Below are 26,235 nucleotides of genomic sequence, written 5' to 3'. Positions count from 1 at the left end.
TCGTGCTTTCCACCTGCTCCCACCCCGCTCGTCGCCCTGTCGGCCCCGCGGGCTCCCGCGCCCGTCCTGCCAGGGAGGATGTCGTCCGGCGCCTCGGCACACCACGATGTCCTCGGACCGGGTCACCATTTCGGTGAGTCCGAGTCCGAGTCCGAGTCCGAGTCCGAGTCCGAGTCCGAGTCCGAGTCCGACGCGGCGAACGGCGAAATCCCGAGGAGCGCGGCCGATCGCGCGCATCTCGGGTCGCCTGCTCCGAGTGCCGCCAAGCGTGCCGACCACCGCCCCCATTCCGCGGGCGCTGGTGGCCCGGAAGTGGGAACCGCCGCCCGCTCGCTTCCCGTCGACCGGGACGAGGCGGGATTCGTCATTCCGGGGGGAGTGGGAATCCGCGCATTCCCCCTGCGCTCCCGCCGTCCGGACACCGCTGCCCGCCCCGCTGGTCCGACATGCCGGCGAGAGCATCGCGGCCGAACCACCGCTCGTACGGTTTCCGCCCTTCTTTCCGCTGGGACCGCGTCACCCCACCTCCGGTGCCACACGTTCGTTCTCGGGGAGGGCGTTCCCTCCCGCTCCCGGTTCGCCGACGCGCGCGGAGGGCGCCCGGCCGGCCCCCGAACCCCACCGGGCCCTCGGCCCGGACCAGTCAGCGTCGTCCTCCCGGGCCGCCCCGAGGGGAACGATCCCGTGTCCGGCACCCCGACCCCCACCGGGACGTCTCGGACGACGGCCGGCCTCGACGCGGCGAGGCGGTCGGACGACCCGGTTCGACACCCTGGTACCGGTGGGGTCGCCCACACCGACCGGCGAGGGCGGGTCGGCACCCGGCAGACTCGGTGCCATCGGCGGCTGATCACGGCGACGCCGCCGGCGGCCGGTGACCCGATCGACGCCCCGGCCGCCCGACCGAGGTGGGGAGAGCAGATGGACGACGCCGGACTCGGGTCCGTGCGGGACAGCTTCCGCGACTTCGCGCACCGGCAGGCCGCGGGGGTGTCACCGCTCTACGCCGTTCTCGCCGAGAACGCCGCCAACGACGACGAGGTCCTCCGCACGGTGGCCGGGCTGCCCTCGGAACAGCCCCGTCCCGAGGCCCTGCTCGCGGCGGCGCACCGGCTGTTGACCGCCGAGCCGTGGTTGCCGCTGGCGGGTTACTACCCGGACCTCGGTGGGACCTCCGGCCCCGACGGCTCGACCTGGCCGCTCTTCCGGGAGTTCGTCCTGGCCCGGGCAGAGCGGATCGGCGCGCTGGCGGCCAGCCGCCCGGTGCGGCACAACGAGATCACCAGGTCCGCGCTGCTCTACCCGGCCCTGTCCGTGCTCGCCTCCGAGACCGGGAGGAAGCTGGGGCTGGTGCACCTCGGCGCCGAGGCGGGGCTGCTGCTCGGTGTCAACCACTACCACCACCGGTACCAGGGGGCGGAGGTCGGCGAGCTGTCCGCCGGTCCCGCCGCCGCACGGGTCCGGCTGCGGTGCGCGCTCGAACTGGCTCCCGGTGCCAGGTTCCCCACCCTGCCCAGGACGCTGCCGCTCGCCGCCACGATCGGGGTGGATTCGCGGCCGCCGGACCTCGACGATGACGAGGATGTCGCCTGGTTGGAGGCGTGCGTGTGGGCCGACCAACCCGACTGGTTGGCCAAGATGACCTTGGGTTTCGCCGCGCAGCGTAAGAACCCACCCGAAATGGTGAGTAGCGATCCGGTGGCGGGCATCGCGGCGGCGATCAACAGGGTTCCCCCGGACGCAGTTCCCGTGGTGCTGACCAGTGATCCCTGGTGGGCGGAACCAGCGACCGCGACCGTGCACCTGACCGCCCTGGCCACCGAGCTGGCGACCCTCGGCCGGCAGCGTCCACTGTGGTGGCTAAGCCATGACCCGGTTCAGGCGGGACTACTGACGGTGATCGACTCCGCCGAGGGTGCGGGTGCCGCCCGGGCCGCAGGTCAGGGCCACCTCCTCGGGCTCACCCGCTGGTCGGAGGGCCGCCCCGAGGCCAGGGTGCTCGCCGCGACGGATCGTGGCGGCCGCCGGATGCGGTGGCTGGCGGCCTGACCACCGGGCGACGTGCTCGCTGACCCTGGCCCGTCGACCCGTCCGGGCCGCCGCACCCGCCGTTCCACCGCTGCCCACTGTGGTGAAGCTCGCACCGGCCGGCGCCGGGAGCGCCGGGCCCGTGGTCCGGGAGCCGAGGGCCGCGCGGTCGGACGAGGCGCGTCGACCCGGGCGAGGAGCGCGTGAGCTCCGCGTGAGCCGTTGTCCAGCCAGAACTCCCCGACAGGGCCGACGGGACCCCGCCCCGTGCTCCGGCCGGCTGCCCGGAACGGATCAGCGTCCGGCGTTCGGCGGATGCGGGTGAAGCACGAGGAGTAGGCGGTCGGGCGCGTCCAGTAACACGGTGCCGGCGTGGCGCACGTATAGTTCACCCGGTTCGCCCATTGGCACAGAGCGTAATCGGGTTCAGGCTTGAGCGCGAAACGCTGACTCAAGCGCGCTAGGCGCTCTGCGGGACACCCGTGGAGTGCGGTACAACGGATCAGCAGGCACCAGCCAGGTGCGGCTAGCAGACGGGGATGGTCATCGTGAACCTCAAGAAGATCCTCACGTTCGCTGGGATCGCGTTGCTCTTGTTCTTCTTGATCAGCGATCCTGTCGGGTCAGGAGATGTCGTCAACAACATCCTGAACTCGCTCCGCCAGGCGGCCGAGGCCATCATCACCTTCGTCCGCAACCTGTTCTGAGACGTGTCGGGTGTCCGGCTGGTCGAGGTGATGACCAGCCAGGCGGTGCGCACCTCCTCCGGCGGTCGACCCATCGGCCGCTGACCAGGTCCGAGGCAGTTCTGAGAGTCAGGCGAGGGATGTAGCGGTGCTGGCACCACGAGATCCGGACGAGTACCTGCTCGACTCCGAGCGACGGGTGATCCGGGTTCGCAGGCACTGGGCGAGCATGATGTGGGACGTCTTCGAGGCCGGCGCGCTGCTCGTCGGCCTGATGCTCGTGTCCTACTTAGCCCCCCAGGACTCGGCTCTGATCCAGAACATGCTCTGGTACGCCGGGCTGGCGGTCGTGCTCCGCTTCTCCTACTACGTCCTCGAGTGGTGGGTGGAGCGGATCGTGATCACGGACAAGCGCTTCATGCTCACCACCGGCGTGTTCACCACCAAGGTCGCCATGATGCCCATCGGCAAGGTGACCGACCTGACCTTCCAACGCACCCTGGGCGGTCGACTCATGGGCTACGGGACCGTGGTCGTGGAGTCGGCGGGCCAGGTCCAGGGCCTGGACCGGATCGAGTACACGCCCAACCCCGAGGAGATCAACGACGCGATCTCCGAACTGGTCTTCGGTGAGAAGAAGACCGACAAGGACCGCTTCACCATGATGAAGGCCCGTCGCGCGGCGCTGGGCCGTCGGCGCGCGGTGAAGGCACGCTAGGTCCTCGGTCAGACTGGAGTGGTGCGCATCGACCTGCATACCCACTCCACCGCGTCCGACGGCAGCGACAGCCCAGAAGAGCTTGTCGCTGCCGCGGCACGCGCGGGACTCGACGTGGTGGCGCTCACCGACCACGACACCACCGTCGGGTGGGCGCCAGCCACCGCCGCCCTCCCGCCCGGCCTGCGACTCGTCCCCGGCGCCGAGCTGTCCTGCGTGTCCCCCGACGGCAACGGCCGCCACGTCACGGTCCACCTGCTGGCCTACCTGTTCGACGACACCTCGGGCGAGCTCGCGGACGAGCAGCTCCGGTTGCGCGCGGAACGCCGCGAGCGCCTCCTGCGGATGGCCGTGATGATGCGGGAGGACGGGTTCCCAGTCGATCCCGAGCTGCTGCTCGCCGAGCTCCCGGAGAGCTCGTCCGCAGGGCGGCCGCACCTGGCCGCCGCACTGGTCCGCGCGGGTGTCGTGTCCAGCGTGGACGAGGCCTTCGCCCGTTACCTCGGCGCTGGCAGCCCCTACCACCTCCGCCGGGCGGACACCCCGGTGCGCCGGGCGATCGAGATGATCAGGCGCGCGGGCGGCGTCACCGTGCTCGCCCACCCCTTCGCCAGGGCGAGGGGCCCGGTCGTCACGGCCGGGGTGATCACGGACCTCGCCGAGTGCGGCCTGGCGGGGCTGGAGGTCAACCACCCCGACCACGATCCGGAGACCCGCGCCGAGCTCGCCGGTATCGCCCGCGAACTCGGCCTCGTCACCACCGGCTCCAGCGACTACCACGGGGTCCACAAGTCGCTCCGCATCGGCCAGGAGACGACCGACCCGGAGCAGTTCGAACGGTTGATCTCCTCGGCGACCGGTAACCACGTCCGGGGTGGTTGACGGCTCGGGTCGGCCGGTCCGGCGGAGGGCTCCGCGCGTCCCGAACCAGGACCGAGGTCGGCGGGTCACCGCGAGCCGTTCCGGCGGGTGTGCGTACCGTGGCAGCGTGCAAGGGCAGTTGGGCTTGGAAGGCATGCCGAAGGAGCTGGTCCGGGTCACCCCGGCCAGGCTCCAACGCTGGGAGGACTGTCCACGTCGGTACCGCGCGACGTACCTGGACCGGCCCGCCCCGGCCCGGGGCGGCGCCTGGGCCCACAGCACCCTCGGGGCGGTGGTGCACAACGTCCTCCGCGCCTACTTCGAGAGCCCGCCGGACCAGCGGGACCCCGAGGACCTGCCGGTCCTGCTCCGCCGGTACTGGAAGGGCGACGGGTTCCGCGACCGGGAGCAGGCGGCCGAGTACCGGTCGCGGGCGGCGAAGTGGCTGGACGAGTACGCCCGTCGCCCGGAGGCGGCCGGGGAACCGGTCGCCCTCGAACGCTGGGTGTCCGCCCCGACCGGTGCGCTGATCGTCGAGGGCCGGGTGGACCGGATCGACGACCGGGACGGCCAGCTCGTGGTCGTCGACTACAAGACCGGGCGGCACGTGCTCACCACGGAGGACGCCCGCGACTCGCGGGCGCTGGCCCTCTACCTGATGGCGGCCCGGCGCACCCTGCGCCGACCCGGCAGCCGGGTGGAGCTGCACCACCTCCCGACCGGCCGGGTGGTGGCGTGGGACCACGACGCGGAAACGCTGGCCGAGCACCGGAGGCACGCCGAACGGATCGCGGAGGAACTCTCCGCCGCCGCGTCGGCCCTCGACCGGGGAGCTGACCCCGACGAGCACTTCCCGCCGCGTCCCGGGCGGGGCTGCTCGGTCTGCGAGTTCCGGCGCTCCTGTCCGGAGGGGAGGGCCGCCGCGCCCGACCTGGAACCGTGGGATCTGTTGGCACCGTGAGCGGAACTCACCGGCTACCCCGGCCCATCACCAACTCCACTGAGGACACCGACGTCCTCGGCCTTCGAGTGGTTCCCCCGTCGACCCGAGGCGGAGTGGCGAACCGGGGGTGGCGCGGGTTCAGCGGCGCCGTGGCCGCCGGGCTGGTGGTGCTCGCCCTCGTCGTGCTGGGCCTCCAGGTCCTCGCGCTGCACCGCGGCTACCCCGGGCCGGGGTACGGGTTCGTGGCACTTCACCTGGGGGCGAGCGTGGTCGCCGTCGGGCTGCAGGCGTACGCCGACCGCAGTGCCCGCTCCGCCCGGTGGTGGGCGCCGGTCCTGGTGGTGCTCGTCGCCGGGTGGCTGCTCTGGACCGGGTGGTGGCACTGACCCCCCACCCGGGGGCTGATCCCCGTCGCCGGGCGGTGCCGCGCCTCGATGGGCCGGGGCGGCGGAGCGGGGACGAGGCGACTCAAGGGCCGGCAGCGGGGCGGCCTCGGGGCGTGCCGCCCGGCCGGGGTCGCACGGGGCGTCGCCGGCCGCGGCCGCCTAGCTGAGCAGCCAGCGCTGCCAGGTGGGGACGAGCACGTCCAGCAGCCCCTGCGGGTTGTCCTTGTTGGGGTTGTGGCCCGAGTCCGGGACGGTGACGAAGTCGACGCCAAGCTTCTCGGCCATCTCGCGTTGGGTCTCCACCGACCACACGTCGTCCTGCTCGCCGCACACCACGAAGCCCCGGATGCGGTGTTCCTGGATCCGGGCGGCGAGTTCGGGAACGAGATCGGGTTCGGTGCGCAACGCGGTCGCCATCCCGAGCAGCCCGGCGGGCATGGACGAGACCAACCGGGCGCGCAGCAGGGTGCGCAGCTCACGCGGTCTGGCCGACCAGGCCGGGTCGTGCGCCTCGTAGATCTGGGCCGCCGCCTCCACGCCGTGCAGGCGCAGCGCCGGCTCGCACAACTCGATCAGGGAGAGCCTCGGGCCGGGGGGCAGGGCTGACGGCCCCGACGCGAGCAGGGTGAGACCCACGGGTTCGGCCCCGGAGAGCACGGCGGCCCGCGCGACCAGACCGCCGTAGGAGTGGCCGAGCAGCAGGACCCGGCGTCCCTCGGACCGGAGGCGGGAGACGAGGTTGGCGATCACCACCCCGAGCCGGGACGGTCGGTAGGCGTCCTCGTCGTCGGGCCCGTCCGACTGGTACTGGCCGGGAAGGTCGATGGTGAGCACGTCGAAACCCGCCTCCGTGAGCGGGTCGATCAGCGCGGCGAAGTCCTCCTTGGAGCCCGTGTACCCGGGCAGGAGCACGGCGGTGGCCAGCACGGTGCGGGCCTGTGACGTTCCGTGCAGACCTGACAGCTCGCCGTATTCGGTCGGGAGCTGGACCGGGATCGCACGGTGCGGACTCATCTCGGATCCACGCACAACAGTCACTGCATCAGTGTGCCCCATCCCGGGCCGATCACGCCTGCCCCGGGCGGGTTCGCCCACCACACTCCCGAGGCCGCCGGAGGTCCCCCGACCTGGTCGCGAACCCACCGCGTGCGGCCCGCGCGGGCGGGCCCCCCGCTTCGACGAGCGGTGCGGACTCGGGAGCGGACGCCCCGGCGGGCGCGGCCGGACCGAGGTGCGCGGGTCAGCCGAGCGCCACGACCTCGCTGGCACGTTGTTCCAGCAGCACCGGGCCGAGGACGGAGGTCCGCACCGGACCCGCGTGCCCGCCCCGGTCGACGGGCAGCGTCGCGACCCGTTCGCCGGTCACGGTGTCGACGACGGCGTGACCGCCGGGCTCGGGAACGAGCAACCGGCCCGCGAGCACCGCCCCGGACCCCAGGGTGTCCGGGACCGACCAGGACGGGCTCAGGTCGGACAGCGACAGGGCGACCGTGCTCCGACCCGTGTACCAGTAGACGTGGCTGGGAGACGCCGTGGTCTCGGGCACCTGGGACGACGCCCGGTCCAGGTCCTCGGCCGTGGTGTCGACCGGGTGCTCCGCCAGCCGGTCGCCCCGCTCGGTGTCGTACACGACGATCCGCGAGGGGTTCGGCAGCCAGAGGGCCAGGTGGTCGTCGGTGAGCGCGACGAGCCGAGCACCGACGTCGTCCAGGGTCTGGCTGTACGTCTCCTCCGGGCGGTCGCTGTCGTCCGGTTTCGCGGTCAACAGCGTCACCCGGTCGGTCACGTCCGTGGGGCACCGCTCGATGAGCGCCAGCCGGCCCTCGGCCAGCAGGGTGGACAGGTACCGGCAGTCGCTCCTCGGCTGCCGGTTCGGGTTCACCACGGCTGGCACGTCCCCGTACTCCAGGGTCATCACCATGTTGGAGCCGAAGATCTCCACGAACCGTTCGCCCGTCGTGGCGACGTAGCGGCCGTCGGTGACCAGTTCCGTGGCCGGTTCGGAGTCGCCGTGCCGTTGCCCGGCCCGGTCCCCGGTCGCCCCGTCCAGCGTGGTCACCTCCGAGCAGAAGTCGCCGCGCCGGTACACGGCGACGGCGCGTTCCCATGCCGCCGACACCGTGCACAGCTCCAGGTCACGCGCGTAACGCCAGCGGGGTTCCCCGGTGAGCGCGTCCCGGCCCACGACCTCGCCGCCCGAGGCGGTGGCGACGGCGGGCCCCGCGACCACCGGTGAACTCGTCGCCGGGCTGTCCGCCCGCCAGAGCTCCTGGAGCCCGGCGGGCAGCGCGACCGCCGGGTCAGGCGCCACGACGGGGAGCACGGACGGTTCAGCCGTCGTCCCGGCGAGGTCGCTGGTGCGCCAGAGCACCGCTCCCACCGCCAGCACGCCCACCATGAGCAGGCTGGCCACGACGACGTCCCCGCGTGTCCGCCGCTCAGGCTTCACCACGTCCCGCCCCTCCGCCCCGGGCACCAGCCGGCCGCTCGTGATCCCACGTCGCCGGATCAGCCGGCGTTCTCACCCTGCTGCCCGGAACCGCCGGCGGTGGTCGACTCCCCGGCCGAGCCCAGGCGCCGCCGCCTCCTGCGGCGCGGAGCGCCCCCACCCGAGGGTTGGTCGGCTGAGCCGGTCTCCTTCACGGCCTGCGACTCCTTGCTCTGCGGGCCGTTCTCACCGCCCACGGCGACGCCACCCCGGGTGCGCCGGCGCTTCCTGCGGCTCGGCGCGGGCCGGTCGGCAGAGCCCTCGGACGTCCGCTCGGCGTTGGCGGCCGCGCGGTCACCGCCGCGACCCCGGGTGGCGGTCCCACCCCGGCGCCGACGGTTCCGGCCGGCCCGCTCGTTGCGGTCGAGGTCCTCCACCGGCTCGGCGTCCAGACCCGGCCTCGTGCGGCGGCCCAGGGGGAGGCGACCGGAGGCGTCACGCGGGATGCCGATGTCCTCGAAGAGGTGGTCGGAGGTGGAGTAGGTCTCCACCGGTTCCGGGCGGCCCAGGTCGAGCGCGTCGTTGATCAGCTTCCAGCGGGGTTCCTCGTCCCAGTCGACGAGGGTGACGGCCACACCCTCGCGGCCGGCGCGGCCCGTCCGGCCGATGCGGTGCACGTAGGTCTTCTCGTCCTCCGGGCACTGGTAGTTGATGACGTGGGTGACACCCGCCACGTCGATTCCCCGGGCCGCGACGTCGGTGGCCACCAGGATGTCGACCTTGCCGGCCCGGAACGCGCGGAGGGCCTGCTCCCGCGCGCCCTGCCCCAGGTCGCCGTGCACGGCGGCGGAGGCGAACCCGCGCTCGGCGAGCTCGTCCGAGATCTTCTGCGCGGTGCGCTTCGTCCGCGTGAAGATCATGCTCAGCCCCCGGTCCTCGGCCTGGAGCACCCGGGCGATCAGCTCGGTCTTGTCGAGGGCGTGCGCCCGGTACACGAACTGCTTCGTCCGTTCGTGCACCGCACCCGCGTCGACCTCCTCGGCCCGGACGTGGGTCGGCTGGCGCAGGAACGTCCTGGCCAGGGTGACGATCGGACCGGGCATGGTCGCCGAGAACAGCATCGTCTGCCGCTCGCCCGGGACCATGCTGAGGATGCGTTCGACATCGGGCAGGAAGCCCAGGTCGAGCATCTCGTCGGCCTCGTCGAGGACCAGCCCTCGGATCTTGCCGAGGACGAGGTGGCGCTGTTCCGCGAGGTCCAGGAGCCGCCCGGGGGTGCCCACCACGATGTCGACGCCGGCCCGCAGCGCCGCGATCTGCGGCTCGTAGGGGCGGCCGCCGTACACGGCCAGCGTCCGCACCCCGAGGTGCTGGGCGGCGTCGGTGATGTCCCTGGTCACCTGGGTGCAGAGCTCCCGGGTGGGAACGACGATCAGCGCCTGCGGCGTCCCGTCACCGGGCAGCTCGGCCCGCTGGAGCATCGGCACGCCGAAGGCCAGGGTCTTCCCGGTCCCCGTCCTGGCCTGGCCGATGACGTCGTCGCCGGCCAGCGCCAGTGGCAGCGTGAGCTGCTGGATCGGGAAGGCGTGGGTGATGCCCGCCTCGTCGAGCGCCTGGGTGATCGCGGGCAGCACCCCCAGTTCGGCGAACGTGGGTGCCGCCGGCTCGGGTGGCGCCGACGCGTGCAGGGGGTGGGGCGCCGGCTGGGCGTTCTCGGCGCCGGTCTCGCTGTGGTCGATCCGCACCTCGTCGGGGGAACCGGTCTCAGCGGAGGCCGAGGGCCCCGGTGTGTCGGTGTCGTTGTTCGTTGTCAGAGTGATCGCCTCTCTCGTACCAGCGCGCACGGCTGTGGCAGGGCGCTCGACCACGGTCACGACACGTGAGCGACGTGCTCGTCGGTGTCCGGCGCGGGAGGGCCGAGGTTTCAGTGCGCGCACTCTGTGCACATGGCGGCGTGGCCGCCACAGTTCGGGTGTGCATCCGGTAGCACCGCCGCTCGTGAACGCCGCCGCGCGAGGGACCGGCTGGCTGGCGGTGCGCGATGACCGGCACATGCATCACCGTCAGGTTACCCCGAGAGGGCAACCAACCCCAGTACGCCGGACCCGAGTCCTGGTCGCGTCGCTCACAGGGCCGCCCTCCGGGGGCCGCGGACCGCCGCGCGGGTGGGAAAGCGGGGACCCCGCGACTAGGCTCCGCGACCATGACCACGTCTGATCGGCCCGCCCCCGAGCAGGGGGACGTCCGCACCGACCGAGGACCCGACGCCACCCCGGTAGCGGACGGGGTCGTCGACCTGCTGGGGGTGCTGGCCTACGGGGAACTGTCGGCCTTCGACCGGCTGGCCGAGGACGCCAGAACCGCGCCGACGTTGGCGGGACGGGCGGCGCTCGCGAACATGGCCGCCGCGGAGATGGGGCACTACCGGCGCCTGGAGGAGCACCTGGGGACGGTGGGCGTCCCCATCGAGGACGCGATGCGGCCCTTCGCGAAGCCCTTCGACGACTTCCACACCTCCACGGCCCCCCGGTCCTGGCTGGAGTCCCTGGTCAAGGCCTACGTGGGTGACGGCCTCGCCGCCGACTTCTACCGCGAGGTGGCGAACTGGCTCGACCCCCGCACCCGGGACCTCGTCCTGGAGGTGCTGGCCGACACCGGGTACTCGGCCTTCGCGGAACGCGAGGTCCGGGCGGCCTGCGAAGGGGACCGGTCGCTGCGCGACCGCCTCACCCTCTGGGCCCGCCGCCTGCTGGGGGAGGCCGTCACCCAGGCGCAGCGGGTGGCCGCCGAGCGGGACGGGCTCACGGAGCTGGTCATCCGGGGGTCGGGGGACCTGGCGGGCATCGGTGCGTTGCTGCGACGTCTCCAGACCACCCACACCAAGCGGATGGGAGCGTTGGGCCTGGGGTGAGGCCTGGCCGCGACGCCCGGCGCCAGCCGGGGTCCAGGGGGTGGTCGTGGCCCTGGCCGCGAGGCGGGAACAGCGGGGCCGCCGGCCCGACCCGGCCGCCCTCCCGACGAACGGGTGCGCGCCGGGCGGACCGCGAATTCCATTAGCCTGACCCGGTTGGTTCAGGATCGACGACCGGAGGTCGGCGTGGAGGTCAAGATCGGTGTGGCGGACAGCTCACGAGAGCTCGTCCTCACCAGCTCGCAGACACCGGACGAGGTGGAGACGGCGGTCAGCGACGCGCTGAGCGGCGAGCAGAAGCTGCTGAGCCTGGTCGATGACAAGGGGCGTCGCTTCGTCGTACCGACCGCGCGGGTCGCCTACGTCGAGATCGGCCCCGCGGACACCAGGCGGGTCGGGTTCGGCATCGCCTGATCTCGGCCGGGCCGCGTCCCAGCTCGGGGCGCGGCCCGCCCGCCGCCGGAGCGGATGAGCTGGCGACCCCCGGTGGATGTCAGGGGTGCTGGAGGGGGAAGCCGCTGATGCCGCGCCAGGCGAGGCTGGCGATCAGCTCGATCGCCTCCTCCTGGGGGACGAGCCGGTTCCTCGTCAGCCAGTAGCGCGCGGTCACCTGGCTCAGCCCCACCAGGCCCATCGCGACGAGGCTCGCGCGTTCCGGATCGAGACCGGCGTCGGCGGTGACGGCCTCGGCGATCAGCTCGACGCAGCGGGACATCGCGTGGTCGATGGTCTGCTCCACGGCCGCCTCGCCCCGGAGATCCGACTCGAAGACCAACCGGAACGACCCGTCCTCCGCGTTCACGAAGTCGAAGTACGCGGCCACGGCCGCGTGCACCCGGAGCTTGTTGTCCGTCGTCGACTCGATCGCCGTGTTCACACGGCTGACCATGTCCTCCACCTTCTGCTGGAGCAGGGCGAGGTAGAGCTCCAACTTGCCGGGGAAGTGCTGGTAGAGGACGGGTTTGCTGACGCCGGCCCTGTCGGCGATCTCGTCCATCGCCGCGGCGTGGTACCCGTTGGCGACGAACACGTCCTGCGCGGAGGCGAGGAGCTGCGCCCGCCTCTCCGTGCGGGGCAACCGGACCCCGCGGCCCGCCTGCTCCGCGGATTCGCGCGTGGTTTCCGTCATGTCTTCTCGCCTCCAGCATGTCCCGCACACCGTGCGGTGGTCCTGGCTCCGCCAGTTGCCTGACCTTACTCGCTGGTAGTCGCAGTTGTGCGGCACGGCTGCGGACGGGGCGTCACCTGTCCGAGTGGGCGGCACCCGTTCGGGCGGACTCGGTGGCGCTGCCGCCCCAGCGTTCCCTTGGCATCCTGGACGTATGACGGTGCCGACGTGGGGGGCGCTGAGCGCCCGGGTGCGGAGCCAGTTCACGGCGGCCTGGGCGCAGCTCGGCCGGTGGCAGGGTGACCGGCACCGGGAGGCGACCGCCGGTCGGGTCGACGGCCGCCGGCCCGACCCGAGGAGGTCACTGACCTGGGTGCCCATGTTCACCGGGGAGGTGCCCGCCATCGACCACCGGCGACCGCCCTGGCCAGGGCGGCAGGTCGAGGTGGGGCGCGGCCGCGTGCACGTGCGGGAGACCCCGAGCACCTCCACCGAGGAGGCGGCACCCGTCGTGTGCGTGCACGGGCTGGCCGGTTCCGCCACCAACTGGACCGATCTCGCCGGTGTGCTCGCCGTCCGGCACCCGACCCTCGCCGTGGACCTCCCCGGATTCGGCCGTTCGGAACCCCCGGCCCACTTCGGGTACGGCCTCGACGAGCACGCCGACTTCCTCGCCGAGAGCCTGCGGCGGCTCGCCGGCGGGCCGGCCCACCTCGTGGGCAACTCCTTCGGCGGACTGGTGTGCGCCGAGGTCGCCGCCCGCTGGCCCGAGCTGGTCAGCACCCTGACCCTGGTGTCACCGGCGGTGCCCGACCTGAGGCCGAACCCGGGGCGGCTCACCGAGCCCCGCTACCCCCTGACCTTCCTCCCGCTCCTCGGCCCGAGGGTGCGGCGCGCGCTGGCCAGGGTGCCCCCGGCGCGGCGCGCCGAGCAGCTGCGCCGGTTGTGCTTCGCCAGGCCGGAACTCGTGCCCACCCACCGGCTCGCCGAGCTCGCCGACGAGCTCGCGGAACTCGGCCGCAACCCCTGGGCCGGTGTCGCCATGGGGGAGACCTCGCTCAACATGGTCAGGAGCTGGTTGGCCTCGGGCGCGCGTTCGCCGTGGCGGGTGCTTCGCCGGGTGCCAGCCCCGGCGCTGGTGGTCTGGGGTGCGGAGGACCGCCTGGTCAGCGTCCGCAAGGCCACGCGTACGGCGTTGGCGCTCCCGAGGGCTCGGCTGCTCGTGCTCCCCAGGACCGGGCACGTCGCGCAGATGGAACAGCCGATGGCGGTGGGTCGAGCGGTCCTCGGGATGATCGACGCCCTGGCCGAGGACCAGTGGGAGCCCGACGGTGGGAATTCACCCACATCGACCGCCGACACCAGGGTAGGAGGAAATGTTCTCGGTGCCTGATGTGGCACGCTTTGCGGCGTGGCACCGATGAACCCCGACGCCGGTGGTCCCGGCCGCCCCCGGCCCACCTCCCGAGGATCGGACAATCGGAGGCCGGCGCGGCGGCGCCCCAGCGAGAAGCGCTACCAGCGGGACTCGAGGCGGACCACGGGAGAACCGCTTGCCGCCTCCTGGGCCCCGGAGGCCGGAGCGCGGGACGAGGACCAGGCGGACTCGCCGAGGACCGTCGACGGTGGCGAGGGGAGCTCCTCAGGTCGTACCCGGTCCCGCCGGGCACCGAGCTGGCGGGTGTACGCCCTGCCCGTGCTGCTCGTCCTGACCATCATCGTCGCGGTCGACGTGGCCAGGACCCCGGGTGAGGACGCCGAGCACACGGCGGAGGAGGCCCCGAACTCCGACGCCACCGGAGGAGCGGGCGGCACCCCGGGCACGGAACCGGCGGAGCCCAGCGTCAGCTTCGACGCCAACCCGTCCTTCGACCCGGACGTCATCTCGGCGGAACTCCCGAACGGCGGCCCCTTCCCGACGACGGGCGCGGGGACCTACGACATCGTGCCGGGGCGTTCCGAGCCGGTGGGGGAGGGGGACTCCCTCCACCGCTACACCGTGGAGTACGAGGTCGGCTTCGACGTCCCCCTCGACGTGGAGGCCTACGCCAACACGGTGGAGGCCACCCTCTCCGACCCCCGCAGTTGGATCGGCAGCGAAGCCATCTCGGTGCAACGGGTGGACACCGTCGAGGAGGCCGACTTCCGGGTCATCCTGATCTCCCAGGCGCACGCCAAGCTCAAGTGCGGGGGCGGCGTCGACTTCGAGGCGTCGTGCCGCCGCCCCGAGGGGGTGTTCCTCAACGCCGCCCGCTGGGTGCGCGGGGGCCGCGCCTTCGAGGGCGCGATGGCCCAGTACCAGGCGTACCTGATCAACCACGAGGTCGGCCACTACTTCGGACACGGCCACGTCCCGTGCGACATCGACGGCGGCCTCGCGCCGGTGATGATGCAGCAGAGCTGGAGCACGAGCAACGACGAGCTGCACGAGCTGATCGAGGGAACCGGGCAGGGCGGCCAGGCCATCCCGGCGGACGGCAAGGTGTGCAAGCCCAACGGCTGGCCGCACCCGACGGTCGAGTGACCACGGCCGCCGGTGTCCGTGGTGTCCCCCGGCGTCCGCATGGCATGGACGGAGGCGGAGCCACCGCCCGGTACCCCGGTGCCGTCCACTGGTTGGGACGGGAATTCCGGTGGCCTGTCCGCGCGTTCCCCGGGAGAGGCACACTGTGCCGGTCTCGCCGGTGACGAGGAGGACAGCCAATGCCAGGGGCGACGCTACCGCCGCTTGTCGAACCCGCCGAGGAACTGACCAGGGAGGAGGTCGCCCGCTACAGCAGGCACCTGATCATCCCGGACGTCGGGATGGAGGGGCAGAAGCGGCTCAAGAACGCCAGGGTGCTGGTGATCGGGGCCGGTGGCCTGGGTAGCCCAGCGCTGCTGTACCTGGCCGCGGCCGGGGTGGGCACGCTCGGCATCGTCGACTTCGACGAGGTCGACGAGTCCAATCTGCAACGGCAGATCATCCACGGCCAGTCCGACCTCGGCAAGCCCAAGGCCGAGTCGGCCCGCGAGTCGATCGCGGAGACCAACCCCTTCGTCACGGTGAACGTCCACCGCGTCCGCCTGGACTCCAGCAACGCGCTGGACATCTTCCGCGAGTACGACCTCATCCTGGACGGCACCGACAACTTCGCGACCCGCTACCTGGTCAACGACGCGGCCGTCCTGCTCGGCAAGCCCTACGTGTGGGGTTCGATCTTCCGGTTCGAGGGGCAGGTCAGCGTCTTCTGGGCGGAGCACGGACCCCAGTACCGCGATCTCTACCCGGAACCGCCGCCCCCCGGGATGGTCCCGTCCTGCGCCGAGGGCGGCGTCCTCGGCGTCCTGTGCGCCTCGATCGGCTCGGTGATGGTGACCGAGGCGATCAAGCTGATCACCGGGGTGGGCGAGACCCTGCTGGGACGCCTGATGGTGTACGACGCCCTGGAGATGAGCTACCGGACGATCCGGATCCGGCGCGACCCCAACGCCGAGCCGGTCACCGAGCTGATCGACTACGACTCCTTCTGCGGAGTCGTCCCGGAGGACGCCCAGCAGGCGGCGGCCGACCACACGATCACGCCCAGGGAGCTCAAGGAGAAGTTCGACCGGGGCGAGAAGTTCAGCCTCGTCGATGTCCGGGAGCCCCACGAGTACGAGATCGTCCGCATCCCCGGTTCGGTGCTGATCCCCAAGGACCGCATCCTGTCCGGCGAGGCCCTCTCGGAACTGCCGCAGGACCAGCCCATCGTCCTGCACTGCAAGTCCGGGATGCGGTCCGCGGAGGCACTGGCCGCGTTGCACCGGGCTGGTTTCTCCGACGCCAGCCACGTCGGGGGAGGCGTGCTCGGCTGGGCCAGGGACGTGGACCCCGGTCTGCCGACGTACTGACCACCCGGCCGGGGGCGACGACCGGCGCCCACGCCGGGCGGACCTGGGTTTCTACCGCGTCCCGGGCCACCCACGGTAGCGTGCCTACCCGTGAGTGTGACCCCCGAGCCGCCGCCGTTGCACGTGCGTGCGGCGTTCGGTGCCAGGGATGACGAGCCGGAACCACTGGATCCGGCCGGCGTGTGGCGGTGCGGTGAGATCGTCCTCAGACCGGTGTCCAACCCGGCCGAGGCGGCGTGGGCGGCCACCATCCTCGGGGCACTGCACCCGGACGACCTGCGGCTCTCCCGGTCCGTTCGGTCCTCGGACGGGCGGTGGGTCGTGTCCGGCTGGGCGGCGTCCCGGTTCCTGACCGGGCAGCCGGAGGCCCGCCACGACGAGGTCGTCGCCGTCTCCCTCCGGTTGCACGACGCCACCGCCGGGCTCGCTCGGCCCCGGTTCCTCGACGAACGCCGTGACGTCTTCTCGGTCGCGGACCGGATGGCGTGGGGCGAGGAGGAGACCACCCTCGACCCGGACCGGGGCGGGCGGCTGTTCGAGGTGCTGCTGGGGTCCCGACGCCATTCCCGGCTCCGGGCGCAGGTGGTGCACGGCGACCTGTTCGGCAACGTGCTGTTCAGCCGGGACTCCTCGCCGGGCGTCATCGACTTCACGCCCTACTGGCGGCCGGCCGAGTGGGCCGCCGCGGTCGTGGTGGTCGACGGGCTCGCCTGGGGAGGAGCGGATCCTGGCCTGATCCGCAGGTGGTCCCACCTGCCCGAGTGGGAGCAGTCCCTGTTGCACGCCCTGTTGTTCAGGCTCGCGGTCAACGCCCTGCACCCGAGGTCCACGCCTCAGTCGCTCGCCGGGCTGGAACGAGCCACCCAGCTGGTGCTCGAGGTCCTCTGAGGACGCGCGGCCGGAGCCGCGCTCAGACCCGGGGGCGCACGCGTCCCAGACCCGCCAGCACCGGCACCGGGCACTCCTGGCTCACCTCGTCGAGGGGTGTGTCCGGCCGCCAGTCCTGCACGGGCACCACTCCGGGCGGTACCAGGTCGAGCCGATCCCAGAGGGCGTGCACGTCGGCCGCCGTCCGCAGCACCACCGGCGCCCAGGCCCCACTCGACCGGCTCCCGTCTCCGGGCCATCCCTCGCTGGTGGGATGGGCCAGCGCCAGGTAGCTGCCGTCGACCATGCGGTCCAGGTAGCCGTCGAGCACCTCCCCGATCGGTTCCGGCACGGCGGGCAGCGCGTCGGACAACAGGACGCCCAGGGGTTCGTCCGGGTCGATCACCGCCCGTGACTCCGCGTGGTCGAGCACCAGGGCCGGCGACCGGAGGTCGGTGAGGATGGCGGCGGTGTGCGGCACGAGCCGGACCATGTGCCTGGCGTGCGCCACCGTCATCGGGTCGTTGTCCACGTAGACCACCCGTGCGGGCCGGCCGCTGGCGGCGGCGATCTCGTGCACGCTGCCCACGCCGGGCAGCCCCGCGCCGAGGTCGAGGAACTGGCGCACACCTCGGCGGAGGAGGTACCGCACCGCGCGTCCCAGGAAGGAGCGGGTCTGGTGGATCGCCTGCCGGATGCCCGGGATCTCCGACTCGAGCACGTCCGCGGCCTCCCGGTCGACGGCGAAGCTGTGCGCTCCCCCGAGCAGGTGGTCGACGACGCGGGCCAGACCTGGAGCACCGAGATCAACTCGTGCCAGGTCAGGGCCATCCGAGTCCATCCAACACCCCAGTCAGCCGAACGTTGACGACGCAACCGCCGAAATCCTAGGCGGCTCACCCGCTCAGGTGAAATTTTCGATCTTCACGTGAGCGGGGTGCGCGGCGGGGTGCGCCCAGGGGTCGGAACCGGGGACGACCCCCTGTTCAGCGGGCCGAGGAGAGACGAGGATGGGCCGATGGCGCAGGACCACCGCCCGCTGCTCGGGCTGACCGTGGGGGTGACGGCGGCCCGCCGGGCCGAGGAACTGGGCGGGCTGCTGGAGCGCCGAGGAGCCCGCGTGGTGTACGGGCCGGCGATCCGCAGCGTCGCCCTCGCCGACGACGACCGGCTCGCGGCCGCGACGGATGCGGTGCTCGCCGCCCCGGTGGACCTGGTGGTGGCGATCACCGGTGTGGGTTTCCGGGGCTGGCTGGACACCGCCGAGGGCCGAGGGCGGCGCGAGGGCCTGTTGGGCCGGCTCGGAGCCGCCGAGGTGCTGGCCCGCGGGCCGAAGGCACGCGGCGCCGTCCGGGGGGCCGGCCTGCCCGATCCGTGGACGGCCGGCTCCGAGACGGTCGCCGAGGTCCTCGACGAGCTCCTCCGCCGGGACCTCGACGGTCGGCGGATCGCCGTTCAGGAGCAGGGGGAGCCGATGACCGAGTTCTGCGAGGCACTCCGTCGTCGGGGCGCCGAGGTCATCCCGGTCGGTGTCTACCGGTGGACCGACCCGGAGGACGTCGGCCCCCTCGACTCGCTGATCGACGCGGTGGCCCGGGCCGAGGTCCACGCCCTGACCTTCACCAGTGCCCCGGCCGCCACCAACCTGCTCCGCCGGGCCGAGCGGACCGGCAGGGGCGAGCCGCTCCGCCGAGCGCTGCGCACCTCGTGCCTCGTGGCCTGCGTGGGTCCGGTCACCGCGGCACCCCTCGAACGGGAGGGGCTGCCCGTCCGCACCCCGGACCGGCCCAGGACCGGGGCGCTCGCGCGCCAGCTGGAACGGGAACTCCCGACGTTCGTCGCCGCGACGGGCGCCGGTTGATACCGCCGCGCGCCCGGCGGCCCGGCGCCTCGCCCGGACACGACACCGAACGGGTGGGGGAGAGCCCCGTCAGTCCCGGGGCCCCCGTCAGTCCCGGAGCCCGGTCAGTCCCAGAGCCCCGACTGGCCCGGGGGCGCCGGCCGCCACCGGTACTGGCGCATGTCCACCCGCCGGTCCCGGGCGGCGACGCCCTCGGCCCGCAGCCGCTCGAGCTGACGACCGGCGAGGTGGGAGGCGACGGTCCCGTCCGAACGCAGCACGCGGTGCCACGGCAGGTCCGCGCCGTCCTCGGCCAGGATCCGTCCCACCAGCCTCGGGGAGGGCGCACCCGCGAGCTCGGCCACATCGCCGTAACCGAGCACGCGTCCGGCGGGGATCGACCGGACCACCTCGCGGACCCGCTCCACCAGTTCGTCGTTCACCCGGTCTGCCTACCACAGGGGCCGGCGCCGCCATCGGGGCAGGAACTCCGGACGGCGGCGCCCGGACCACGTCACGCGCCCGACACGCCGACGCGGGTGTCACCGGCGTCGGGGTGTCGTGGTTGCATCGGGGTATGAGCGCGCCAGCAGCCTCCCTGGTCCGTGCCCGCCGGCACGACGGCACGCCGCACCGGTGGGACCAGGCGGCGCTGCGGGTCCTCCACCACGGATCCGGCCTGCTCCGCGTGCTGGGCGGACCGGGCACCGGGAAGACCACCTTGCTCGCCGAGGCCGCCGCCCACCGGATCCTGTCCGGGAGCGATCCGGAAAGCGTGCTGGTGCTGACCTCGGGGCGGCGGGCCGCCTCGGAGTTGCGGACCCGGATCACCGGCCTGGTCGCGTCCCGGTCCGGGCAGGCGGGTTCGCCGGTGACGGTGCGGGAGCCGATGGTGCGCACCGTCCACTCCTACGCCTTCGGCATCCTGCGTCGTGAGGCGCTCCTCGTCGGTGCCCCACCGCCTCGGTTGCTGTCGGGCCCCGACCAGGACGCGGTGATCCGTGACCTGCTCGCCGGCGATGTGGGCGCCGGAGCGACGAACTGGCCTGCGCACCTCCGGCCGGCGCTGCTGCTCCCCGGCTTCGCGGCCGAACTCCGCGACCTGCTGCTGCGCGCCGCCGAACGCGGCCTCGGCCCCGAGGACCTGGCCGAGCTGGGGGAACGGCACGGCGTTCGGGAGTGGGTCGCGGCCGGGCGGTTCGGGGAGCAGTACGAACAGGTGAACCTGCTGCGCGCCGCGTCGGGGAGCGCGTCGCCGCAGGCGGCACCGGCGATGGACGCGGCGGAACTCGTCTCCAGCGCCCTGGGCGCGCTGGGGGCGGACGAGGAACTCCTCGCGACCGAACGGGCCAGGGTTCACCACCTGTTCGTCGATGACGCCCAGCACCTGGACCCGCTCCAGTACCGCCTCGTCCGGGAGGTGGGTGACGGCGCGCGGGAGCTCGTGCTGGCCGGCGACCCCGACCAGACGGTCTTCTCGTTCCGAGGCGCCGATCCCCGCGGACTGCTGGACGCGGACCCGGACGGGCGACGCACCACCGTCCTCACCACCGACCACCGGATGGCTCCCGCCGTCCGGGAGGCGGTGCGCAGACTGGCGGCGAGGCTCCCCGGTACCGGGCCGCAGCGCGACCTGCGCGGGCCCGCCGAGGCGGACACCGACGGCGGGGGCGATCAGGAGGTCCCCGCCCGCGAGGCGACCGACGGTGCGCCGCGCGCGTCCCGCACCTCACCGGCGCCGTCGCGGGCACCCTCCGGGACCGGGACCGGGACCGGGACCGACGCCGACACCGACACCGACACCGACACCGACACCGACACCGACACCGACACCGGGAGCGTGCGGGTCCGGGTGCTGGGCACCGCCGCGCAGGAGGCCACCTGGATCGCGGACGAGTTCCGGCGGGCACACCTCCTTGACGGCGTCCCGTGGTCCAGCATGGCCGTCGTGGTGCGCTCGGCCACCCGAGCGCTGCCCGTGCTGCGGCGCTCACTCGCCGCCGCCGGGGTTCCGTTGGCCATGTCCGCCAGTGAGGTCCCCCTCGCCCAACAGCACGCGGTCCGCCCCCTCGTCGAGGTGCTGCGCTGCGCCGGTGACCCCGACGCGCTCACCGAGGACACGGCCACGTACCTGTTGGGATCGCAGCTGGGCGGAGCCGACCCGCTGACGATGAAGCGGGTCCGACGTGAACTGCGCCGGCTCGCCACCGCCGCCGGGGTGGAACGGCCCTCGGGCGAACTCCTCGTCGAGGCGCTTCTCGACCGGGACTCCCTGGTCGGGCTGGACGAGCGCACCTCGGCCCCGGTCCACGCCGTCGCCGAGGTGCTGGGCGCGGCCAGGACGGCGGTCGCCGACGGGGCCAACGTCGAGGAGGCGCTGTGGCGGGCCTGGGAGGCGAGCGGGCTGCAGGAACGGTGGCTCGCCTGGTCCCGCCGGTCCGGTCCGGTGGGGGCCCAGGCCGACCGGGACCTCGACGCCGTCCTGGCCCTCTTCGACGCCGCCGCGCGCTTCACCCACCGCAGCGTCGGCAAGGGGCCGGCCGCGTTCGCGGAGGAGCTGATCGACCAGCAGATCGTCGGCGACTCCCTCGCGCCCACCGCGCCGACGGGGGAGGCGGTGAGCGTGCTCACCGCGCACGCCGCAGCCGGGAGGGAGTGGACGGTGGTCGCCGTCCCCGGCGTGCAGGAGGGGACCTGGCCGGACCTCCGGCAGCGGGGCTCGCTCCTGCGCGTCGAACGGCTCGTCGACCTCCTGGCCGGGCTGCCCCTCGACGTCCCGGTGTCCCCCACCGCCCCCCTGTTGGCCGAGGAACGTCGGTTGCTGCTGCTGGCGGCGAGCCGGGCGACCCGCACCCTGCTCGTCAGCGCGGTGCGGGGGGAGGACCAACAACCCTCCCGGTTCCTCGACGAGGTGGACGGGACGGACACCGACGCGGACCAGGAGGGGAAGCGCCAGCTGTTCCGGCCTCCCCGCGGCCTCGGACTGGCCGAACTCGTCGCCGAACTCCGGAGCGTGGTCTGCGCTCCGGTAGCGGAGGACGAGGACCCGGACCGGCGTGACCGGGCGGCGGCCGCCCTCGCCGAACTCGCCGTGGCCGGGGTCCCCGGAGCGGACCCCGCCTCCTGGTACGGGCTCGGAGCACCCTCCACGGACGACCCGTTGTGGCCCGACGGCGAGGCGCTGCGCGTCTCCCCGTCCACCGTGGACGTCCTGACCCGGTGCCCGTTGCGCTGGGTGGTGGAACGCCACGGGGGGCAGGACGAGGCGCAGCTGGCCTCGGTGACGGGAACCCTGGTGCACGCCCTGGTCGAACGGGCGGCGACGGGGGCCACGCCGGACGAGTTGCGGGCGGAGCTGGACCGGGCCTGGGAGTCGGTCGACGCGGGCGCGCCCTGGTTCTCCCGACGTGAACGCCGCCGGGTCGAGGCGATGCTCGACTCGTTCCTGGCCTGGTTCACCAGCAGCCGCGCCGAACTCACGCAGGTGGCGGTGGAACACCCGATGGACCTCAAGATCCCCCCGGAACGACCGGGCGGGGCGTGGCTGCTCGTCCGGGGCCGGGTCGACCGGCTCGACGTCGACGCCGACGGCCGTCCCGTCGTGGTGGACATCAAGACCGCTCGGGCCGCCGTCACCGCGAAGGCGGCCGAGGAGCATCCGCAGTTGGCCGTCTACCAGCTCGCGGCGGCCCTGGGTGCCTTCAGCGAGTTCGGCGCGGCGGACGACGACGAGACCGGGGGACGCGTCGTCCCCCCCGGTGGCGCGCGCCTGCTCTACGTGGCCAAACCGGACGCCAGATCCGGCTCCGCGACGGAACGGACCCAGCGACCGCTGGACGACGAGGGCGTCCGCCAGTGGCTGGGCACCGTCCGCGCGGCCGGGGAGGCCAGCCGTGGCCCGCGCTACGACGTCAACGAGAGCGAGGACTGCGACCGGTGCCCCGCGCGGTTCAGCTGTCCCCTCCACCCCTCCGGCCGCCAGGTCGGGGAGTGACGGCACCCCGTCCCGCGCTGGGGCAGGTGCCCGCGAGACGGGGAGTCGGCGTGAGGAGCTCGCGCCCGGGGTCCAGAATCGGGCTATGACGGTCACGGCGGAACGCGGCAGCGACCTGATCGGACCGGTGGAGCTGGCCCGCGAACTCGGGCTGGCCGTTCCCACCCCCGAACAGGTCGCCGTCATCGCGGCCCCGGTCGAACCCGCCCTGGTGATCGCCGGTGCCGGGGCCGGGAAGACGGAGACGATGGCCGCGAGGGTGGTGTGGCTCGTCGCCAACGGCATCGTCGCCCCGGAGCGCGTCCTCGGGCTGACCTTCACCCGGAAGGCCGCCGGACAGCTGGGTGACCGGGTGCGGGCCCGGCTGCGGCGGTTGGCCGCCTCGCCGCTGCTGGACCGCCTCGACCCGGGCGGGCAACGCAGGGCCGCGCTCCTGGCCTGCGACCCGACGGTCCTCACCTACCACGCCTACGCCGGGAGGCTGGTCGCCGAGCACGGTCTGCGGGTCCCGGTCGAACCGGGAGCCCGTCCGCTCACCGAGACCGCGGCCTGGCAGCTCGCGCACCGGGTCGTCTCCACCTGGACGGAGGACATCGACACCGACAAGGTCCCCGCGACCATCACCAACCTGGTGCTGGACCTGTCGGGAGAACTCGCCGAGCACCTCGTGGACCCCGACGACCTCGTCCGCTGGACGACCCGCTTCCTGGACGCGGTGGAGAACGCCCCGCGCGCGGCGCGGCAACGCGCCGGACTGCCCAAGGACCTCCAGCGGATCCTGGCCACCCAACGGCTCCGGGTCGCCCTGCTGCCCCTGCTCGCCGACTACGCCCGCCGGAAGCGGCGGGCGGGTGCCGTCGACTTCGCCGACCAGATGTCGCTGGCGGCGCGCCTGGCCACCGACCACCCGGAGGTCGTCTCCGGCGAGCGGTCGAGGTTCGGCGCCGTCCTGCTCGACGAGTACCAGGACACCGGGCACGCCCAGCGCGTCCTGTTGCGAGCGCTGTTCGGCGGGGCGGCCCCGATGCCGGTGACCGCCGTGGGGGACCCGGTCCAGGCGATCTACGGGTGGCGGGGGGCGAGCGCCGCGAACCTGCCCAGGTTCGCCAGCGACTTCCCCCGCCTCGACCAGCACGGCGGGGCAGGCCCCGCGCGGCAGCACCACCTGCTCACCAGTTTCCGCAACCCGCCCGAGGTGCTCGACCTCGCCAACGCGATCTCCGAGCCCCTGCGGGGCGGCGCGTCGAGTGCCGGGCCCGGGAACGGGACCGACGCGGACGGGGCGGTCCCGGCGCTGCGGGTCCCCCGGCTGCGCCCCGCGCCGACGCCGGTCCCGGTGCCGTCAGCGTCGCCCTCACCGAGGACGTCCGGGCCGAACGGGAGTGGGTGGCCAACCGGATCGGCGAGGAGTGGGAACGGTCGGTCGCCGAGACGGGGGCGCCGCCGACCGCCGCGGTGTTGGTGCGGCGGCGGGCCGACATGGCCGGGATCGCAGCGGCGTTGCGCGCTCGGGGGCTTCCGGTCGAGGTGGTGGGCCTGGGCGGTCTGCTGGACGAACCCGAGGTGCGCGAACTGGTGAGCGCGCTGCGCGTCCTGGTCGACCCCCTCGCGGGGACCTCGGCGGCGCGGCTGCTCACCGGATCGCGGTGGCGGCTGGGCGCTGCCGACCTGGCCGCCCTGTGGCGGCGCGCGCGCTCCCTTGGTGGGGAACAGGCGACGGCCGGGACCGCGACGGCGTCCTCGGGCGCCGGGGCCGAGGACGGGTCCGACGGTTCCCGGCGGGAGGGGGACGCGGGGGACGGCGGCCCATCGCTGGTCGGCGCCGCGGAGTCGGCGGAGCGCACCGGGCTGGTGGACGCGGTCGACGATCCCGGACCGCCGGGTCAGTACTCGCGGGAGGGGTACCGGAGGATTCGCGGGTTCGGCTCGGAACTGGCGGCGCTGCGGCGCCGGCTGGACCAGCCGCTGCCCGACCTGGTCGCCGACGTGGAACGCACGTTGCTGCTCGACATCGAGGGGCTGGCCAGACTGGACCGGGCCGGCCGCGCCCACCTCGACGCCTTCGCCGGCGTGGTGGCCGAGTTCGCCTCCGCCAGCCCCTCGGCGACGCTCCCCTCGCTGATCGACTACCTCCGTACCGCCGAACACGCGGAGGACGGCCTGGAGCCAGGCGAGATCGAGGTCGCGGAGGACCGGGTGCAGGTCGTGACCGCGCACTCGGCCAAGGGGCTCGAGTGGGAGGTCGTCGCCGTGCCGCACCTCGTGCGCACGGTCTTCCCCGGCGCGAGGAGGTCCACGAGCTGGTTGGGTTCGGTGTCGGAGCTGCCCGCCGAGTTGCGCGGCGACGCGGCCGATCTCCCCCGGTTGGCGCTCGCGGGCTGTTCGGACCGCAAGCAGGTGGCTGAGGAGTTGGCGCGGCACGCGGAGGAGTTCGAGGAGCGCCGGCTCACCGAGGAACGCCGGCTCTGCTACGTCGCGCTGACGCGGTCGGAGCGGGTCCTGCTGGTGTCCGGGCACTGGTGGGGCGAGACCGGGGCTGCGCCCAGGGGCCCCTCGGAGTTCCTGGAGGAGGTGCTGGCCGCCGTCGTCGGTGACGGCCGGGCCGGCGGGGACTCGCCGGTGGGGGTGTACCCGGGCGGGCGCGTCGAGGGGTGGGCTCCCCCACCGGAGCGGGATGACGTCAACCCGCTCACCTCCGAGGGGCGGACCGACGTCTGGCCGAGTGACCCGCTCGGTGACCGCCGCCCGGTCGTGGCGGCGGGCGCGGAGCTGGTGCGCCGGAAGATGGGTTCGTTCAGGAGGGTGGGGCACGCCTCCACCGGGGAGGACGGGCGGGCCGGCCCTCCCGCGTCCCGGATCGACCCCGTCCACGACCCCGAGGGGTGGCACCGGGACGTCCGGGTGCTGCTCGCGGAGCGGGCCGCGGCCGGGACCCGCCGCGAGGAGGTGCGGCTGCCCGGGCAGTTGTCGGTCAGCCAGCTCGTCGAGCTGGCCGCCGACCCCGAGGAGCTGGCGGCCAGGCTGCGCCGACCGCTTCCCCGGAAGCCGGACCGGCACGCCCGGCGGGGCACGACCTTCCACGAGTGGTTGGAGCAGCGGTTCGGCGCGACCAGGCTGCTGGACGTGGACGACCTCCCGGGGGCCTCGGACGAGGAGCTGCTGGAGACGGGCCTGGAGGACCTCCAGGCGGCGTTCCTCGACAGCGACTGGGCCGCTCGTACGCCGGCCGAGGTCGAGGTCCCGTTCGAGACCACGGTCGACGGGGTGGTGGTGCGAGGGCGGATGGACGCCGTGTTCGCCGACGAGGATGGGGGGTGGACCGTCGTGGACTGGAAGACGGGGCGGGCGCCGGCTCCCGACCGGGTGCCGGCGCTGGCGGTCCAGCTCGCCGCGTACCGGCTCGCGTGGGCCGCGTTGACCGGTTCGCCACTGGATCGGGTTAGGGCGGCGTTCCACTTCGTACCCGAGAACAGGACCCTGCGACCTGCGGATCTGTTGGACGTTGACGGCCTCCGGGACCTGGTGCGCAAAATCCCTTCTTCGGGTGACACCTGATCGAGTGGCGGTCCTTGTACCCCGGGCGTTTCCTCGC

20 protein-coding genes and 1 pseudogene are annotated in these 26,235 nt (G+C 73.6%); 15 read left to right on the top strand and 6 right to left on the bottom strand.

The window, feature by feature from the left end:
• Window positions 1-921 precede the first annotated feature (921 nt).
• The 6 genes from G443_RS12675 to G443_RS12650 all read left to right on the top strand — a co-directional run bounded on the left by G443_RS12675 (window position 922) and on the right by G443_RS12650 (window position 5,622).
• Window positions 922-2,049, top strand: a complete 1,128-nt coding sequence (locus tag G443_RS12675; RefSeq protein WP_026417277.1) for a DUF2332 family protein — start codon at window positions 922-924, stop codon at window positions 2,047-2,049.
• A 527-nt stretch (window positions 2,050-2,576) separates the two neighbouring features.
• Window positions 2,577-2,735, top strand: a complete 159-nt coding sequence (locus tag G443_RS12670) for a hypothetical protein (protein WP_169533952.1) — start codon at window positions 2,577-2,579, stop codon at window positions 2,733-2,735.
• A gap of 127 nt (window positions 2,736-2,862) precedes the next feature.
• The gene (locus tag G443_RS12665) at window positions 2,863-3,432 is read left to right on the top strand and encodes a PH domain-containing protein (protein WP_026417276.1); all 570 of its coding nucleotides are present in this window, start codon (window positions 2,863-2,865) and stop codon (window positions 3,430-3,432) included.
• Window positions 3,433-3,453: 21 nt separating this feature from the next.
• A complete protein-coding gene (locus tag G443_RS12660) occupies window positions 3,454-4,314 on the top strand; it encodes a PHP domain-containing protein (RefSeq protein WP_026417275.1) in 861 nt (286 codons plus the stop codon).
• 106 nt (window positions 4,315-4,420) lie between these two features.
• Window positions 4,421-5,254 carry a RecB family exonuclease gene (locus tag G443_RS12655; protein WP_026417274.1) on the top strand — a complete coding sequence of 278 codons (834 nt, stop codon included), beginning with the start codon at window positions 4,421-4,423 and terminating at the stop codon, window positions 5,252-5,254.
• Entirely contained in the window at window positions 5,251-5,622 is a 372-nt protein-coding gene (locus tag G443_RS12650; protein WP_211237450.1) for a hypothetical protein, read from the top strand. The genes G443_RS12655 and G443_RS12650 overlap by 4 nt, the downstream gene beginning before the upstream one ends.
• Window positions 5,623-5,781: 159 nt before the next feature.
• Here the strand turns inward: G443_RS12650 and G443_RS12645 are convergent, their stop codons facing one another.
• From G443_RS12645 to G443_RS12635, 3 genes are all read right to left on the bottom strand, one after another.
• Window positions 5,782-6,636 carry an alpha/beta fold hydrolase gene (locus tag G443_RS12645; protein ID WP_030104332.1) on the bottom strand — a complete coding sequence of 285 codons (855 nt, stop codon included), beginning with the start codon at window positions 6,634-6,636 and terminating at the stop codon, window positions 5,782-5,784.
• Window positions 6,637-6,862: 226 nt separating this feature from the next.
• On the bottom strand, window positions 6,863-8,074 hold the full coding sequence (locus G443_RS12640) for an Rv3212 family protein (RefSeq protein ID WP_155886017.1): 1,212 nt from the start codon (window positions 8,072-8,074) through the stop codon (window positions 6,863-6,865).
• A gap of 56 nt (window positions 8,075-8,130) precedes the next feature.
• On the bottom strand, window positions 8,131-9,795 hold the full coding sequence (locus G443_RS12635) for a DEAD/DEAH box helicase (RefSeq protein WP_035291288.1): 1,665 nt from the start codon (window positions 9,793-9,795) through the stop codon (window positions 8,131-8,133).
• A gap of 458 nt (window positions 9,796-10,253) precedes the next feature.
• Here G443_RS12635 and G443_RS12630 point away from each other — a divergent pair, with 458 nt between their 5' ends.
• Window positions 10,254-10,961, top strand: coding sequence for a ferritin-like fold-containing protein (locus G443_RS12630; protein WP_026417271.1), 708 nt, complete (start codon window positions 10,254-10,256; stop codon window positions 10,959-10,961).
• A 186-nt stretch (window positions 10,962-11,147) separates the two neighbouring features.
• Complete coding sequence (locus tag G443_RS12625; RefSeq protein WP_026417270.1) at window positions 11,148-11,375, top strand: DUF3107 domain-containing protein; 228 nt, start codon at window positions 11,148-11,150, stop codon at window positions 11,373-11,375.
• A gap of 79 nt (window positions 11,376-11,454) precedes the next feature.
• On the opposite strand, the gene G443_RS12620 is transcribed toward G443_RS12625, so the two are convergent.
• Complete coding sequence (locus G443_RS12620) at window positions 11,455-12,090, bottom strand: TetR/AcrR family transcriptional regulator (RefSeq protein ID WP_026417269.1); 636 nt, start codon at window positions 12,088-12,090, stop codon at window positions 11,455-11,457.
• A gap of 193 nt (window positions 12,091-12,283) precedes the next feature.
• Between G443_RS12620 and G443_RS12615 the strand changes: the two genes are divergently transcribed.
• From G443_RS12615 to G443_RS12600, 4 genes are all read left to right on the top strand, one after another.
• Window positions 12,284-13,462: an alpha/beta fold hydrolase gene (locus G443_RS12615; protein ID WP_026417268.1), complete on the top strand. Its 1,179-nt coding sequence runs from the start codon at window positions 12,284-12,286 to the stop codon at window positions 13,460-13,462.
• Between the two features lie 27 nt (window positions 13,463-13,489).
• The gene (locus G443_RS12610; RefSeq protein ID WP_051712631.1) at window positions 13,490-14,593 is read left to right on the top strand and encodes a DUF3152 domain-containing protein; all 1,104 of its coding nucleotides are present in this window, start codon (window positions 13,490-13,492) and stop codon (window positions 14,591-14,593) included.
• A gap of 179 nt (window positions 14,594-14,772) precedes the next feature.
• Window positions 14,773-15,942: an adenylyltransferase/sulfurtransferase MoeZ gene (moeZ, locus tag G443_RS12605; protein ID WP_026417267.1), complete on the top strand. Its 1,170-nt coding sequence runs from the start codon at window positions 14,773-14,775 to the stop codon at window positions 15,940-15,942.
• Window positions 15,943-16,032: 90 nt separating this feature from the next.
• Window positions 16,033-16,830, top strand: a complete 798-nt coding sequence (locus G443_RS12600; RefSeq protein ID WP_211237449.1) for a TIGR02569 family protein — start codon at window positions 16,033-16,035, stop codon at window positions 16,828-16,830.
• 22 nt (window positions 16,831-16,852) lie between these two features.
• On the opposite strand, the gene G443_RS12595 is transcribed toward G443_RS12600, so the two are convergent.
• Window positions 16,853-17,650 (bottom strand): SAM-dependent methyltransferase, encoded by a 798-nt coding sequence (locus tag G443_RS12595; protein ID WP_026417265.1) that lies wholly within the window; start codon window positions 17,648-17,650, stop codon window positions 16,853-16,855.
• Between the two features lie 177 nt (window positions 17,651-17,827).
• Between G443_RS12595 and G443_RS12590 the strand changes: the two genes are divergently transcribed.
• The gene (locus G443_RS12590) at window positions 17,828-18,670 is read left to right on the top strand and encodes a uroporphyrinogen-III synthase (protein WP_026417264.1); all 843 of its coding nucleotides are present in this window, start codon (window positions 17,828-17,830) and stop codon (window positions 18,668-18,670) included.
• A gap of 104 nt (window positions 18,671-18,774) precedes the next feature.
• Here the strand turns inward: G443_RS12590 and G443_RS12585 are convergent, their stop codons facing one another.
• The gene (locus tag G443_RS12585) at window positions 18,775-19,092 is read right to left on the bottom strand and encodes an MGMT family protein (protein WP_026417263.1); all 318 of its coding nucleotides are present in this window, start codon (window positions 19,090-19,092) and stop codon (window positions 18,775-18,777) included.
• A 134-nt stretch (window positions 19,093-19,226) separates the two neighbouring features.
• Here G443_RS12585 and G443_RS12580 point away from each other — a divergent pair, with 134 nt between their 5' ends.
• Together G443_RS12580 and G443_RS12575 are read left to right on the top strand one after the other, a co-directional pair.
• Window positions 19,227-22,643 carry an ATP-dependent helicase gene (locus G443_RS12580; protein WP_026417262.1) on the top strand — a complete coding sequence of 1,139 codons (3,417 nt, stop codon included), beginning with the start codon at window positions 19,227-19,229 and terminating at the stop codon, window positions 22,641-22,643.
• An 85-nt stretch (window positions 22,644-22,728) separates the two neighbouring features.
• A pseudogene (locus G443_RS12575) lies at window positions 22,729-26,198 on the top strand (ATP-dependent helicase).
• The last annotated feature ends 37 nt before the right edge of the window (window positions 26,199-26,235 follow it).

It is taken from the genome of Actinoalloteichus caeruleus DSM 43889 (assembly GCF_000429185.2).
GTDB lineage: Bacteria > Actinomycetota > Actinomycetes > Mycobacteriales > Pseudonocardiaceae > Actinoalloteichus_B > Actinoalloteichus_B caeruleus.
This window is presented reverse-complemented; position numbering and strand designations above follow the sequence as displayed.

Bases quoted from the DNA above. Each gene is read 5' to 3' on its own strand.
- G443_RS12675 (WP_026417277.1), top strand. From the start codon at position 922: ATGGACGACGCCGGACTCGGGTCCGTGCGGGACAGCTTCCGCGACTTC.
- G443_RS12645 (WP_030104332.1), bottom strand. From the start codon at position 6,636: ATGAGTCCGCACCGTGCGATCCCGGTCCAGCTCCCGACCGAATACGGC.
- G443_RS12630 (WP_026417271.1), top strand. From the start codon at position 10,254: ATGACCACGTCTGATCGGCCCGCCCCCGAGCAGGGGGACGTCCGCACC.
- G443_RS12620 (WP_026417269.1), bottom strand. From the start codon at position 12,090: ATGACGGAAACCACGCGCGAATCCGCGGAGCAGGCGGGCCGCGGGGTC.
- G443_RS12615 (WP_026417268.1), top strand. From the start codon at position 12,284: ATGACGGTGCCGACGTGGGGGGCGCTGAGCGCCCGGGTGCGGAGCCAG.
- G443_RS12610 (WP_051712631.1), top strand. From the start codon at position 13,490: ATGAACCCCGACGCCGGTGGTCCCGGCCGCCCCCGGCCCACCTCCCGA.
- moeZ (WP_026417267.1), top strand. From the start codon at position 14,773: ATGCCAGGGGCGACGCTACCGCCGCTTGTCGAACCCGCCGAGGAACTG.
- G443_RS12595 (WP_026417265.1), bottom strand. From the start codon at position 17,650: ATGGACTCGGATGGCCCTGACCTGGCACGAGTTGATCTCGGTGCTCCA.
- G443_RS12590 (WP_026417264.1), top strand. From the start codon at position 17,828: ATGGCGCAGGACCACCGCCCGCTGCTCGGGCTGACCGTGGGGGTGACG.
- G443_RS12580 (WP_026417262.1), top strand. From the start codon at position 19,227: ATGAGCGCGCCAGCAGCCTCCCTGGTCCGTGCCCGCCGGCACGACGGC.